Here is a 13,851-nt window from a genome sequence, read left to right on the forward strand (position 1 = left end):
GCTGGCTGCGGGTCGACCGAAAGCCGTTGTCTACTGAGCGCCCGGGCCCCACCCGGGTCACACCTCCCCGACCGGCCGGAACGTTCCGTCGTCGCCGCGCGGACACTGAGCCTGGCTCCCAGTGACGGTGCCCCGGTGCGGCACACCGTCCCTGACCCAGCGGCGGTGCGACGGGTTCCCGGAAGTTCCGCGGTTCCCCGGTCGGGCGTCCGGTGGTGGACCCGGCCGAACCTACCGGCCCCGGACCTCCGCCTGTCAACAGCCGTTTGACCTGCGGATATTCACCCATTTCGCTGGTCAGCGCAGAGGATGCGCAGGTCGCGCGACGGGGCGGCGCGCGGTGATCGGGTTCGCGCCACCCCGGGAGATCACTCGCCCGGCCGTACGAAGACCGTTCGTCCGCCCACCACCGTGCGCAGGCAGGTCGGGAGTTCCCGGCCCGGGCTCAGGTCGGGCAGGCCGGGGGTGCCGGAGCGGGGGTCGGTGGACCAGCGCGCGACCCGGTCGTCGGGGGCCTGGACCACCAGTTCGCCGGTGCGCCACACGGCGTAGTCGGCGGGCGCGCCCGGCACCAGAACTCCCGCGTCGTCGCGCCCGATCGCCCGCCAGCCGCCGCGCGTGTGCGCCGTGAACGCGGCGCGCACGGAGACCCGGTGCTCGGGCGTGTGGTGGAAGGCCGCCGCGCGCACCGTGCCCCAGGGGTCGAGGGGTGTGACGGGGCTGTCGGAGCCGAACGCGAGGGGTACGCCGGCGCGCAACAGGGCCGCGAAGGGGTTGAGGGAGCGGGCGCGTTCGGCGCCCAGGCGCTGGGCGTACATGCCGTCCTCGCCGCCCCACAGCGCGTCGAAGGCGGGCTGGACGGAGGCGGTCAGGCCCAGCTCGGCGAAGGCCGCGACCGTCTCGGGGGTGAGCATCTCGGCGTGCTCGACGCGATGGCGTGCGGCACGCACACGGGCGAGGCCGAGCTTCTCGGCGGCGGCGCGGACGCCCTCGACGACGATGGCGACTGCGGCGTCACCGATCGCGTGGAAGCCCGCCTGGAGGCCGGCCTCGGTGCAGGCGGTGACGTGGGCGGCGACGGCGGCCGCGTCGAGGTAGGAGGTGCCGGTGTGGCCCGCGTCGGCGTACGGCTGGTGCAGACAGGCGGTGTGCGAGCCGAGGGCGCCGTCGACGAACAGGTCACCGGCCGCGCCGACCGCGCCCAGCTCCCGCGCCTTGTCGACCCCTTCCGCGGCCCCCTCGGCCCAGTAGCCGACGACCCGCGGGCCGGGTTCCTCGGCGGCGAGCCGGAGCAGACCGGTGAAGTCGTCCTCGGAGGAGATGTCCGGCCCGCCGCACTCGTGGACGGTGCCGATGCCGAGGGAGGCGGCGTGGGCGAGGGCGGCGCGCTGGACCTCGACGCGCTGGGCGGGGGTGATGGCGCCGAGCGCGGTGGCGCGTACGGCGTGGTGGGCGCCGGCGACGAGCGGGCCGTCGACCGCGCCGAGGTCGCCCGGCGTCAGGTCCAGCAGGGCCGTCGTGACGACCGCCGAGTGGACGTCGATGCGCGAGAGGTAAAGAGGGCGGCCACCGGCGGCCTCGTCGAGCTCGGCGCGCGTCGGAGGGCGGCCACCGGGCCAGCGGGAGGCGTCCCAGCCGTGCCCGAGGAGGACACGGTCGTGCGGACGGGCGGCGACGAACTCCCGCACGCGCGCGAGGGCGGCCTCCAGCGAGGGGGCACCGGACAGATCGAGGCCGGTGAGGGAGAGGCCCGTGGCGGTGGTGTGCACATGGGCGTCGGTGAAGGCGGGCGTGACCAGGGCTCCGTCCAGGTCGACGACCTCGTCCACCCCGTCCGCGAAGGCGTCGGCGGCCCCCTCGGACCCGACCCAGGCGACCTGCCCGCGCTCCACGACCATCGCGGTGGCGAAGGGGTCGGCGGGGCTGTGGACTTCTCCTCGACGGAGGAGGACGGTCTTCGGCTGGGCGCTGCGCTCACTCATGGGGACCAGTTTCCCGCCTCGCACCGCGCGCTCCGTACAGGGGGCGCCCTGAGCGCCCCGAAGGGGCCGCGGGGCTGTGTCACCACGCGGCTCCGCACGGGCCTCAGACCCGCGGTGGCCGCGCCTCGTACGGCGTGGACAGCACCACGGTCGTCCGCGTGGAAACCCCCGCCAGCGACCGAAGCCGGGCCAGCAGTTCCTCCAGCTCGTGGGGCGTTGCCACCCGCACCTTGAGGATGTAGTTCTCGTCGCCCGCCACACTGTGGCAGGCCTCGATCTCGGGCACACCCGCGAGCCGGTCCGCGATGTCGTCCGGCGCGCTCGGATCGAACGGCTTGACCGAGATGAACGCGGTCATGGGCAGCCCCACCGCTTCAGGGTCCACGACCGCGGCATAGCCGCGGATGACGCCACGCTGCTCCAGCCGCCGCACCCGCTGGTGCACGGCTGAGGTGGACAGGCCCGTGGCCTTGCCCAGATCGGTGTAGCTCATCCGCCCGTCCTTGACGAGCAGCTGCACGATTTGTCGGTCCAGCTCCTCCATGGCGCAAGAACTTACCGTGCGGCTGATCTCCACGGATACCTGAGCAGCCCAGGTCATGCCCGGTTTGTGAGGTGTCCGAGAGGCCACTGTGTGCCGCCTGAGGGACAAACCGGCCGCCACGGGCACCTGCGGGCGGCATGTGACGAACGCCACAGGCCCCGAACAGGCTCCGTGATGTTCTCGTGATTACCGCCGAGACCGGACGGGAAGTGCTTGCTGTGGTCGAGGCCGCAGTGCCTTCACGGCCCAGTCCGAGGGGGAGAACCCAATGCAGAGTCTTAAGCGCCCTGGTCGTACCGCACCCAAGCGCCTCCAGGCGGTCGTCGAGCCCGAGCCGGAGGGCGTCGAACCCGACGCCTTCGACGACGAACTCGACGCGTACGACACCTTCGAGATGTTCCGGGTGATCTGCCCGGACTGCGCTCAGCCCATCGCCCTGCTGGCGGACGAGGAGGTCCTCCCGGAGCACGCGCTGTGCGCCTCCCCGTGGAATCCGTTCGGCCTCACGGTCTGCGCGGGCACGGGCCGCAGGGCCGCCGAGGCCCGCTCCGCGGACGAGTCGCCGGAACCTCAGGAGCAGGACACCGCCCTCCTGTTGACGCTCCCTCAGGGGCTCGACTGGCGCACCCAGCCCTTCTCGCACGTCGGCGGCCCGGGCTCGCGCCCCATCAGGGTCCCGGTCATGCGGCGCCAAGCCGCCTGAGCGCGGACCACCCCGCGCGGCGGCACCACCGCCGCATCGGTCAATCCCAGTAGCTGCCCTGCACCATGGCTCGCAGTCTGCCGTGGTGCAGGATCAGTGTGTCCGGGTCCGCCGGGACGGCGACTTCGCCGAAGTGGGCCTGCCGGTAGGCGATCCGCAGCATCACGATGGCGTGCCGCAGGGCGGCGTACAGCGTGTGGAAGTCCATGTCGCGTGGTGTGTGACCGGTGAGTTCGGCATAGCGGGCCTCGACCCGGTCGCGGCGCAGGAAGTCCGGCAGCCCGCGCTGCCCGAAGGCGACCGTCAGGTCCTGGAAGAAGCGGTGCAGATAGACGGTCCAACCGAGGTCGACCTCGCGCGGGGCGAGTGCCGCCATCTCCCAGTCGAGGACGGCCGCGGGTTCGAAACCGTCGTAGACGACATTGCCGATGCGCGCGTCGCCCCAGTTGAGTACGGGGGTGCCCGGATCGCGTGGCCAGAGTTCCTCCAGGCGGTCGAACGCGTCCTCGATGAGCGGTGACCGGGCGAGCCCGTCAACCACCCATTCGTAGTAGGCGCGTTGGGCCGTGACGTGGCCTCGCAGGGCCTCGCTCCCGCCCGGGAGGGTGAGGAACTCGGCTTCCCGTGAGGGAACTTGGTCGTGCAGCCGCGCCAGCAGTCCGATCGTGGCCGCCTCCAGGCGTTCACGCTCCTCGTCGCTCGCCGCATGCAGCCAGTTGCCCTCGTAGGTGTACGGCATGACGTCCGGCGGCACGCGCCCCTCGACGCGCTCCATCACGAAGAAGGGCGCCCCCAGCAGGCCGGGGTCCTCCTCCAGCCACACCGGCTTCGGCACGGGCAGATCCGTCTGCTCGGCCACGACACGCATCGTCCGGTACTGGCGCGGCATGTCGTACACGGGGAAGACGGTGTACGCCGCCGGGTCCGCCGCGAGCCGCAACGCACAGGCCCGCACGGGTGGTTCGGGGTGCTCGATGTCGAAGAGCAGGGTCTCGCTGGACAGGCCGTTCGACTCGGGGACGGTGACGCCGACGGCCTTGGCACCCGGCAGCCGGGTACCGAGCCAGGCGGCGAGCCGGCGGGTGATCTCGTCCGGGTCGCGCGTGGTCGTACGAGGGCGGGGTGCCGTGGCTGCCATGTCACAAACCCCCTACGGTGCAACCGACTTGAAGTCCGTGAACCCGCTCGGGTCGTGCCGCCCGAACGAGCCGTGCTCGAAGATGCCGTACCCGACCCGGCCGTCCAGGCAAAAGCGCGCCGCATGGTCGGTGACCCCGTAGGCGGCGCGGGGATGGGCGGTGGGATCGGAGAGGTCGTAGGTGCGGCGGTCGGTCCACCCGCGCCCCCGCCAGGTGCCGTGCTGCCAGTCGTCGGCGGGCGGGTAGCCGGCGCCGACCGCGAGCGGGGAGGAGGTCAGGATCTCCGCCTCCAGCTCCTGCGGTCTGCGGACGTCACCGAGGTGGACGAGGGCGCTTTGGGGATGCCGGGTGCCCGGGCGGTACGCGATCTCGGCCTGGGGCCAGCCCAGTTGGCGGTCGCGCTGACCGGGGCGGACCATCGTCGCCTCGCTCAGCGAACGATGTCCGTCCGCGTCCTCCTGGACGATCACCATCACGAACCGGTCCGCGAAGCGCACCGGGCACCAGATCCAGTGGAAGCCCTCGGTCGGGTGTTCCTCGGCGAACCGCCCGCCCTCCTCGCCCGGCAGGGGACGCACGCCCCAGCTGCGGTCACGCGCGCCGGTCCACTCGGTGGGGGTGACGCGGTACTCCTCGCCGCCCGCCCGCACGACACCCGCCACACCGCCCGCCTGGACGAAGCGGCGCCCTTCCAGGGTGAGCCGGTCGCCGCGGCGCTGGAGGTGGTGGGGTTCCCAGAGGGCGGGGAAGTCGGCGGTCCAGGTGAGGTCGTACGACAGCTCCTCGTCGTCGCAGGTCAGGCGGAACCGTCGGAGCGGCTCCTCGACCTCGATGCGCAGCGGCCCGACGGCGAGCCGCATCCGGTCCTCGCCGAGCGCGTCCGAGGCCCGCACCGCGTGCAGCGTGTCCCCCGCCCGCAGGGTGGCGTACGCGTCGATCACCCCTGCGTTCGGATACACCCCGAGGCCGAGGATCAGCAGGGCACGCCCCTGATGGTCGAGGACGTGGAAGATGCAGCGGTCGTAGGCGTTCCGGTCGCTGGTGGCGACGTACTTCATGGAGAGGGGCACCTGGTGCACCGGGTACTCGTCGAGCGCCACGGGGCGGTCGTCCACGGCCACGGCATACCTCCCTGGAGGCGGGTGCGCTGACGGTATGTCAGACGGCGGCACGTGGCCAGAGAGGGAGCCGGACGGCCGCGAACCCATTACCGATTCCGGCGAGCGGTGACTTGTCCCCCACCTCCGCGTTGCCCTGGTATGCCCCCCACCTATTCAGCGACCGGATCCCAGCGCCGCTTCTTCGTGCCGCGACCCGCGGGAGCGCTTGTGCCGGCGCCTCCGCAGCAGCCGGATCCGCCCATCTACCGCGAGCTGATGCGCACCTGGGCCGACCGTGGCCGCACCCTGCCCGGGCGCCACGACCCGGAGTGGATCCGGCTCGCGGCGCCGCAGGTCAAGCACGGTCAGTTCAGCGTCCCTCGGGACCTGCTAGGTGACGGGCGATGACCATCCGCTGAATCTGGTTGGTGCCCTCGACGATCTGGAGGACCTTGGCCTCGCGCATGAAGCGCTCGGCCGGGAAGTCCGCGGTGTAGCCGTATCCGCCGAGGATCTGGACGGCGTCGGTGGTGACCTTCATCGCCGTGTCGGTGCAGTGCAGCTTGGCCATCGCCGCCTGCTTGGCGAACGGACGGCCCGCGTCGCGCAGTCGCGCCGCCGTGAGATACAGCGCACGGCCGGCCTCGATCTGGGTCGCCATGTCGGCGAGCATGAAGCGCAGACCCTGGAAGTCGGCGATGGGCTTGCCGAACTGCCGTCGCTCGGTCGCGTACGCCACCGCCTCGTCCAGCGCGGCCTGGGCCACACCGATCGCGCAGGCCGCGATGCCGAGCCGGCCGGAGTCGAGCGCGGACAGGGCGATCGCGAAGCCCTGCCCCTCCTCCCCGACGCGCCGCTCGTCGCAGACCCGGACGCCGTCGAAATGGACCTGCGCCGTGGGCGAGCCCTTCATGCCCATCTTCTTCTCGGGCACCGCCGCGCTCAGCCCCTGCGCGTCACCCGGGACCAGGAACGCGGTGATCCCGCGCGGACCGTCCTCGCCGGTGCGCGCCATGACCGTGTAGAAGTCGGCGATGCCGCCGTGGGTGATCCAGGCCTTGGTGCCGGTGATCACCCAGTCGTCGCCGTCGCGCACCGCCTTCGTCCGCAGCGAGGCCGCGTCGGACCCGGAGGCCGGCTCGGACAGGCAGTACGCGCCGAGCAGCCCGCCGCCGAGCATCGCGGGCAGGTGCTCGACCTGCTGCTGCTTGCTGCCGTAGGTGGCGAGGGAGTAGGAGGCCAGGGTGTGCACGCTGACCCCGAGGCCGACGGTGAGACGGACCGCGGCGAGCTCTTCGAGGACCTGGAGGTAGACCTCGTACGGCTGGTCCCCGCCGCCGTACTCGACGTCGTACGGCAGGCCGAGCAGACCTGCTTCGGAGAGCAGGGTGAACACCTCACGCGGAAAGCGTCCGGCTTCCTCCTCCTCGGCCGCCTTCGGGGCGATCTCACGCTGCGCGATGTCACGGACGAGCGAGATCAGATCCCGGGCCTCGTCCGTGGGCAGTTGACGGTCCACCGGCTGCGGGGCGCGGTCGGGCATGGCGACGCTCTCCTCCCTTTCGGGAACGTCGGCGGTGTCCCGCCTTGGGTGGGGCGGCTCCGCCTGGTGTCTCACGGGTGCCGGCCGATGCTCCACTCCCGGATCGCGGAAGCTGCTGACCAGCGGCTCTGCGGTGAGTATGCCCGATGAGGGGCATCGAGTCACCAGTTAACGACCGCTTACTTCAAGAAGTGTCGAACAACGCGTCCGGACGCCGGAAAGTGGTCCGAACCATTGACGTAGTGGTCTAGTCCTCCTACTGTGGCCCACCAACGCCTATCGCGTTCATGCCAATCGGCGCCCGTTCCTCTCCCCCACGAGGAGACACCCGATGCACCTCTCGCACCGCCCCCGCGCCCGGTTCCGGGCGCTCGTGTCCGCCGCGTGCGCGACCGTCCTCGGCGCCGGGCTGCTCGCCGGTGCCGGCGCCGGCACCGCCGCGGCCGACCCGGCCCCGTCACCCAGGCTCGCCGCCGGCTCCAAGGTCGTCGGCTACTTCACCGAATGGGGCACGTACGACCGGAAGTACTACGTCAAGAACATCGAGACGTCCGGCTCGGCGGCCAGACTCACCCACATCAACTACGCCTTCGGCAATGTCACCGGCGGCAAGTGCGCGATGGGCGACTCCTACGCCGCGACCGAGCGCACCTACACCGCCGCCGAGTCCGTGGACGGCGTCGCCGACACCTGGGACCAGCCGCTGCGCGGCACCTTCAACCAGCTGCGCGAGCTCAAGAAGAAGCACCCGGGCCTCAAGGTCCTGTGGTCCTTCGGCGGCTGGACCTGGTCGACCGGCTTCGGTGAGGCCGCGCGCGATCCGGCGGCGTTCGCCCAGTCCTGCTACGACCTGGTCGAGAACTCCAAGTGGGCGGACGTCTTCGACGGCATCGACATCGACTGGGAGTACCCGAACGCCTGCGGCGCCACCTGCGACACCAGCGGCCGGGAGTCCTTCAGGAACCTGATGGCGGCGGTGCGCGCCAAGTTCGGCTCCGGCAACCTGGTCACCGCGGCGATCACGGCCGACGCGACGAGCGGGGGCAAGATCGACGCGGCGAACTACGCGGGCGCCGCGCGGTACGTCGACTGGTACAACCCGATGACGTACGACTTCTTCGGCGCCTGGGACGCGAGCGGCCCCACGGCTCCGCACTCGGCGCTGAACTCCTACTCCGGCATCCCGAAGGCGGACTTCCACACCTCGGCGACCATCGCCAAGCTCAAGGGCCTGGGCATCCCGTCCGCCAAGCTGCTGCTCGGCATCGGCTTCTACGGCCGCGGCTGGACCGGCGTCACCCAGTCGGCACCCGGCGGTACCGCGACCGGGGCGGCCCCCGGCACCTACGAGGCGGGCATCGAGGACTACAAGGTGCTCAAGGCCAGGTGTCCGGCGACCGGGACCGTGGGCGGGACGGCGTACGCCAAGTGCGGGAACGAGTGGTGGAGTTACGACACCCCCGCGACCGTCGCGACGAAGATGACGTACAAGGACCAGCAGGGGCTGGGCGGGACCTTCTTCTGGGAGCTGAGCGGGGACACGTCCAACGGTGAACTGATCAGGTCCATCAAGTAGCGGGTCCCACAGGGAACTTGGGGCGGAGGGCCACGAGCCTCCGCCCCAAGGGCCTGTCCGGCGGATCACGCCGGACCGGCCCCTGCCGTGTCAGCCCTCCCGGCGCGCGGGCTCCGGGGCGGGGTAGGCGGGGTCCATCTCCTCGATGGAGCGCATGGCGCCGCCCAGCGTCTTCACCAGCAGTTCGCGCATGGTGTCGCGGGGAAGTTCGGGGCGCTCCGTCCAGTCGAGGGTGGCGCCTTCCACGCTGCACACCCAGGCGAGCAGGCCCATGCGGGCGAGCGGGGCGATGTCACTACGGCCGTAGGCGCCCTCGGCGATGGTCGCCACGATCGCCGCGCGCACACCGTCCCGGATGGCGTGCACCTCGGTGTCGAAGCCGACGCCGCCGCTGACGATGGTGCGGTAGGCGGCCTGGTTGTGCTCGGCGTAGCGGAGGTAGCTGTCGATGGTGCGGTGGACCCGGTCGACCGGCTGGAGTTCGATGCCGCCCGCGGCGAAGGTGACCAGGTCGGCGACGGAGTCCTGGATGATCGCCAGGTAGTAGCCGCGCTTGGACTGGAAGTAGTAGTAGATGAGCCCCTTGGCGACATGGGCCTGCCGGGCGATGTCGTCCATGGAGAGCGCGTCGTACGACGTGTCGGCGAACAGCTTCCGCCCGATGGTGATGAGTTCGGCACGGCGCGCCATCGAGCGCTCGGTGCCGCGTGCCCGGGGTCGGGCCACGTCGCGCTGTTGACTAATATTCAATTTAGACCCTGTTGTTCAACGGGCGGCGGGACATCCGCAGTATGGCAGACCTGCACCAGCTGCTCGTTCGAGTCTGATCGACTTTGATGGGGCCACTCGCCAAAAGGTCGGCATATGTCCGATCAAAGGGCCCTGTGTGTGTCAGCTCACAGCAGTCCGAGCTGTGTGACGAGCATGGCGACGACCACGACGAGGGTCCAGCCCATGACGTGTTCGAGGATCTTGGGCCCGTCTTCCTCGGGGCCGCCGGTACGGACGCGGGCGGCGGTGGCGGAGTGCGTGGTCATGGGCCCACCTTGCCACCGGGAGCGGCGTCGACGGCGGAGACGTTGCTCACAGCACTCCCACGGCCGCGAGTGCCGCGCGCTGGCGCGGGGTCGGACGCGCCGGGAAGTAGAGGTAGCAGATGCCGCCGGTGCCGGAGACGACCTTGCCGTCGGCGTTGTACCGCTTGGTCCGCAGCCAGATGTTCTCCCATTCGCGCCGCTTGTAGACGCGTCGCACCGCCTCGTTGCTCGGCGAGTTCGGGTCGTTGGCGATCACGTCGCCGTCGGCGGTGAAGCCGATCACGGTCATGAGATGCCCGGCGGTGCCGTACCCCGCCCCGCTCAGCTCCTCCTTCAGGAACGACTGGGACGTTATGGCCGGGATGCCCGCCGCGATCAGGGTCTCCAGATCGGTGAGCGAGCCGAGTCGGGTCACGACGCCCTGGAGGTCCTTGAAGGTGGCCGCGTAGGCGGCGTTGAAGGGCCAGTTGCCGCAGCCGTCGTACTGGTAGTCGAAGGTGAACCGGGCCGCGTGGCAGACCTGCGGGTCGGCGTAGGACGGGTCGACCCAGGCCAGCTGCTCGGGGGTGAGGCGGGCACCCCAGTACTCGACGATCATCTGCGAGGAGGTGGGGCTGCACCAGGCCTCGCCGCCGTTGTCGTACTCCGGGTACTGGCCGATGTGGATCTCCTGCGAGTAGCGCGGGACGATCAGCTCCCGGTCGAGGCCGGGGGTGGAGGCCGGGACGGTGAAGCGGTCGGGGACGTCGGAGCCCATCGCGCCGGCCCGCCACACGGTGGGGGTGAGCTTCGTGCCGGGCTTGCGGTGCAGGGTGAGCCGCAGCCGGTAGGAGGTGAGGCGCAGTCCGGTGGCGGGATCGTCGATGGCGAACGTGTCCGTCCAGACGCTGCTCCTGCCGTCGCTCTGGTCGTCGACGGAGGTGCGCCTTATGTCCTGGTCGCCGGCTGCCCAACGGCCCAGCACGTACCAAGGGGTGGCGGTGCCGTCCGAGTACGTCCCCTCGAGCTCGATCTGGATCCAGGTGCCGTCGGGGGTGTGCGCGTTCCAGGAGGCGATCACCTCGCTCGCGGGGACGGTGAGCCGGTGGACGGGGGACGTCCAGGTCGCGTACTCCCAGGTGGCGCGCTCGCCGGTGTGCGGGTCCGGGTAGTCGCGGGTGCCGGCGGCCTGGGCGATCACGAGGCCGGGGCGGGCACCGGCGCGGGCCCGCGTGCCCTGAGCCGCACCGCTGCGCCAGTCGGCGTACCTGACCCAGGCGCGGTTGTCGACGGTGGGGGCCGCGGCCGGCGCGGGAAGCCCGGCATCGACGGCGACGTCGGCGACGGCCGCCGGGCCCGCGCTGCCGGTGACGGTGACGGCCGTGGCGACCGCCGCCGCCAGAACGATTCTGCGGGACGGCTGTTCGGCTCTGCTCATGGGCGGAAGACCCCCAGGTGTCCGAGTCGGGCGGGTCCAGTGCGCGGATGTCCGCCCACTATGGCCGCCGTGGGCATCGTCTGCCAGCACTTCGGGCCGGGCGCGTCTACGAATATTGGTGTCGACCACTGGCATGAACCGGGAGGAGGCCGCCCGGTCCAACCGCTGTACGTGCGGGGCGGGATGGGTGCGCCGATGATCCCGGCGTACGCCACCGCGATGGCGTACGCCGGGACGGGTGACGTGGCGTCAGACGAGATCCATCGCCGCGACCTCATCCGGACGGCCGTAGCTGACCGGGCCGTGGAAGCGGCGGCGGGCGGTGGTGAACCACCACACCGTGGCCACGGCCAGGACGGCGGCCAGGGCGACCGGTGCGTAGTTGAAGGTGTCGACGGTGACCGGCGAGGCGTGCGGCAGCATGAACAGGACGCTGCTGAGCAGGATCCAGCTCACCGCGACGACCCCGACCGGCCGGCCCCAGCGGCCCAGGTGCCAGGGTCCCGGCTGGAAATCGTCCCCGAGTCGCAGCCGGAGCAGGATCGGGACGGCGTACGCGAGGAAGAGTCCGACGACGTTGACGCTGACGATGGCGGTGAACGCCGTGTGCGACCACCAGCCGGGCACCACCAGCGCCAGCGAGCAGGCGACCGCCAGCCACACCGCCTTGACGGGCGTGCGGGTACGCGGCGAGACCGAGTGCCACCAGCGGGAACCGGGCATCGCGCCGTCCCGGGAGAAGGCGAAGATCTGCCGGGTGTTGCTGGTGAGATTGGCGAGGCCGCAGAAGAGCATGGCGCCGATCACGATCAGCAGCAGCGCCTTCGCGGTACCCGTGCCGAGCCCGTCGATCAGGATCTGCACGGGTGGTGCGTCGGCGCGCGCCACCCGGTCGTAGTCACGAATGCTGTAGACCAATGCGAGCATCAGCAGCGCTCCCGCAATCGCCGAGTAGGCGATCGCCCGCGTGATCCCCCGCGGTGCATTGACCGTGGCCCGGACTGTTTCCTCCGACATGTGGAAGCTGCCGTCGAAGCCGGTGAAGGTCCAGCTGGTGACCAGCAGACCGAGCATCCCGCCGTAAAGGCCGCTCGTGAAACCGGTGTTGTTCGCGAAATGCGTGACGAACGACGCCGGCTGATGGTGATCGGGCATCACCATCAGGGCGCTCACGATGATCACGAGTCCGCACAGCAACCACCACACGGAGATCCGGTTCAGTACGGCCACCAGGTGCACGGTGTAGGTGTTGGCGAGCCCCTGGAGCACGATGATGAGCGCTGTGATCAGCACCGTTCGGTGCCCGGTCGGCTCGTACGAGGGCCACTGGAGGGCGCAGAAGGCCTGGAGGAAGGTGGCGGCGGCGTACCCGGTGGCCGCCGTGCCGCCGACCTGGCCCACGAAGTTCAGCCAGCCGGTGTACCAGGACCAGGCGCCCTTGTGTCGCCTGGCGAGCTTTCCCGCGGAGAAATACAGCGCGCCACTCGTCGGATAGGCGGAGGCGACCTCTGCCATCGATGCTCCCACGAAGAGCACCATGACGGAGACGCCGATCCAGCCGAATACGAGAATGCTCGGGCCACCCGCGTTCAGACCGAATCCGAAGCCCGAGAAGATACCCGAGATGATATTGATGATGGTGAAGGAGATGGCGAAATTGTCGAATGCCTCGAAACGGCGGGTGAGTTTTCTGGGATAACCCATCGCATGCAGGGTCGCGTCGTCGTCGAGCGCGATCGGATCCGCTCCCCCGCGTGCTCGGGCACGCGGGGATATCCGTTCTGACACGGGTCGGACCTTTCTCTTCGGTGGGGGGTTGCGGTCCGTCAGGCGCTCGGTACGGGCAGGCCGCAGACGCGGCGCGCCCGGGACAGCTGCGCGGCCGGGTCACCGAAGACGGACCAGGGCATGCGCGAGGCGTACGGCCCCATAGCCGTGAAGGCGGCGCGTGCCTCGTCCGCACGCCGGGCCATGACCAGGGCGTGCGCGAGGTAGGCCAGGTCGAGGACCGGAGTGAAGGCGTAGTCGGCCACCGTGGGCAGCCAGTGCTGGTGGATCGACAGGGAGGTCGAGTGCCACTGCGGCTGCTCCCAGACCCGGTCGGCGAGCAGCCTGGTCGGGTCGTAGCACTCCACCAGGGCGACCAGCGGCAGCAGACGCAGCGGTGAGTCGGCCGGCGCTCTCTGGCCGAGAAAGGCGGCGACGTCCCAGGCCGCGGTCACGGAGCCGCCGTAGCGGGTGAAGAAGCAGGCCAGGAAGCGGTGGTGGGCCTCGCGGTGCCAGGGGTCGAGCGAGAGGATGTGCGCGAACAGGCGCCAGGGTCCGGCCGGCGCCGTGAGCAGCCCGCGCGGTGCCTGGTCGCGCAGCCGGTGCAGCCGGGCCATCGCCAGTTTGGCCACCCAGGGCGTGGGGTCGGCCGGGTCCGCCTCGGCGGCCCTGGCGCAGGCGGCCAGCGCTATCCGTTCCAGCGCCTCGGTCCGGGCGTCGCGGGCATCAGCCGCGCGCAGCGCCCGCAGCACGGCCACCCGCGCCCACATCAGCGCCGCCTCGGGGCCGGGTTCCTCGGCCAGCCAGCGCTCGACCAGGTCGGAGTCGGCGGCCTCCGAGGCGAGCACGAGGGAGCGGTGGGCACGCAGCGCGAAGTCGCCACGGGTTTCGGCCAGGGCGTCGAGGGAGCTCAGATATCGGCCCGCCCGGACATCGACGCATACGCTCGCGAGCACGCGGTCGTCGGCCGCCGGATGCCACACATACTGCCCTTCGAATAACCCCGCGGCCATCTGTCCCAGCCCATCCCCGTTACGGCGCCT

At 71.1% G+C, this 13,851-nt stretch carries 13 protein-coding genes; 3 read left to right on the forward strand and 10 right to left on the reverse strand.

The window, feature by feature from the left end:
* Positions 1-368: 368 nt before the first annotated feature.
* Both ACFU95_RS21305 and ACFU95_RS21310 read right to left on the reverse strand, forming a co-directional pair.
* Positions 369-1,982: an amidohydrolase gene (locus tag ACFU95_RS21305; protein ID WP_383829731.1), complete on the reverse strand. Its 1,614-nt coding sequence runs from the start codon at positions 1,980-1,982 to the stop codon at positions 369-371.
* 103 nt (positions 1,983-2,085) lie between these two features.
* Positions 2,086-2,526, reverse strand: a complete 441-nt coding sequence (locus ACFU95_RS21310; protein ID WP_016434164.1) for an Lrp/AsnC family transcriptional regulator — start codon at positions 2,524-2,526, stop codon at positions 2,086-2,088.
* Positions 2,527-2,794: 268 nt separating this feature from the next.
* Between ACFU95_RS21310 and ACFU95_RS21315 the strand changes: the two genes are divergently transcribed.
* Positions 2,795-3,229 (forward strand): hypothetical protein, encoded by a 435-nt coding sequence (locus ACFU95_RS21315; protein WP_062722519.1) that lies wholly within the window; start codon positions 2,795-2,797, stop codon positions 3,227-3,229.
* A gap of 40 nt (positions 3,230-3,269) precedes the next feature.
* On the opposite strand, the gene ACFU95_RS21320 is transcribed toward ACFU95_RS21315, so the two are convergent.
* Together ACFU95_RS21320 and ACFU95_RS21325 are read right to left on the reverse strand one after the other, a co-directional pair.
* Positions 3,270-4,367 carry a phosphotransferase family protein gene (locus ACFU95_RS21320; protein ID WP_383829735.1) on the reverse strand — a complete coding sequence of 366 codons (1,098 nt, stop codon included), beginning with the start codon at positions 4,365-4,367 and terminating at the stop codon, positions 3,270-3,272.
* 12 nt (positions 4,368-4,379) lie between these two features.
* Entirely contained in the window at positions 4,380-5,426 is a 1,047-nt protein-coding gene (locus tag ACFU95_RS21325) for a hypothetical protein (RefSeq protein WP_383829859.1), read from the reverse strand.
* Between the two features lie 270 nt (positions 5,427-5,696).
* Here ACFU95_RS21325 and ACFU95_RS21330 point away from each other — a divergent pair, with 270 nt between their 5' ends.
* Entirely contained in the window at positions 5,697-5,876 is a 180-nt protein-coding gene (locus tag ACFU95_RS21330) for a hypothetical protein (RefSeq protein ID WP_383829738.1), read from the forward strand.
* Here ACFU95_RS21330 and ACFU95_RS21335 read toward each other — a convergent pair.
* Entirely contained in the window at positions 5,839-7,011 is a 1,173-nt protein-coding gene (locus ACFU95_RS21335) for an acyl-CoA dehydrogenase (RefSeq protein WP_383829741.1), read from the reverse strand. The two genes, ACFU95_RS21330 and ACFU95_RS21335, sit on opposite strands and share 38 nt — an antisense overlap.
* Before the next feature lie 331 nt (positions 7,012-7,342).
* On the opposite strand from ACFU95_RS21335, the gene ACFU95_RS21340 reads away from it, so the two are divergent.
* Positions 7,343-8,587: a glycoside hydrolase family 18 protein gene (locus ACFU95_RS21340; RefSeq protein ID WP_383829745.1), complete on the forward strand. Its 1,245-nt coding sequence runs from the start codon at positions 7,343-7,345 to the stop codon at positions 8,585-8,587.
* A gap of 90 nt (positions 8,588-8,677) precedes the next feature.
* On the opposite strand, the gene ACFU95_RS21345 is transcribed toward ACFU95_RS21340, so the two are convergent.
* From ACFU95_RS21345 to ACFU95_RS21365, 5 genes are all read right to left on the reverse strand, one after another.
* Entirely contained in the window at positions 8,678-9,337 is a 660-nt protein-coding gene (locus tag ACFU95_RS21345) for a TetR/AcrR family transcriptional regulator (protein ID WP_383829748.1), read from the reverse strand.
* Between the two features lie 146 nt (positions 9,338-9,483).
* Positions 9,484-9,624, reverse strand: coding sequence for an SCO1431 family membrane protein (locus ACFU95_RS21350; RefSeq protein ID WP_383829751.1), 141 nt, complete (start codon positions 9,622-9,624; stop codon positions 9,484-9,486).
* Between the two features lie 46 nt (positions 9,625-9,670).
* Positions 9,671-11,041 (reverse strand): peptidase C39 family protein, encoded by a 1,371-nt coding sequence (locus ACFU95_RS21355; RefSeq protein ID WP_383829754.1) that lies wholly within the window; start codon positions 11,039-11,041, stop codon positions 9,671-9,673.
* Between the two features lie 249 nt (positions 11,042-11,290).
* Positions 11,291-12,829, reverse strand: coding sequence for an amino acid permease (locus tag ACFU95_RS21360; protein WP_383829757.1), 1,539 nt, complete (start codon positions 12,827-12,829; stop codon positions 11,291-11,293).
* Between the two features lie 38 nt (positions 12,830-12,867).
* Positions 12,868-13,821, reverse strand: coding sequence for a hypothetical protein (locus ACFU95_RS21365; RefSeq protein ID WP_383829760.1), 954 nt, complete (start codon positions 13,819-13,821; stop codon positions 12,868-12,870).
* Positions 13,822-13,851: the final 30 nt, after the last annotated feature.

The sequence above is a fragment of the Streptomyces sp. NPDC057623 genome, from assembly GCF_042800355.1.
GTDB lineage: Bacteria > Actinomycetota > Actinomycetes > Streptomycetales > Streptomycetaceae > Streptomyces.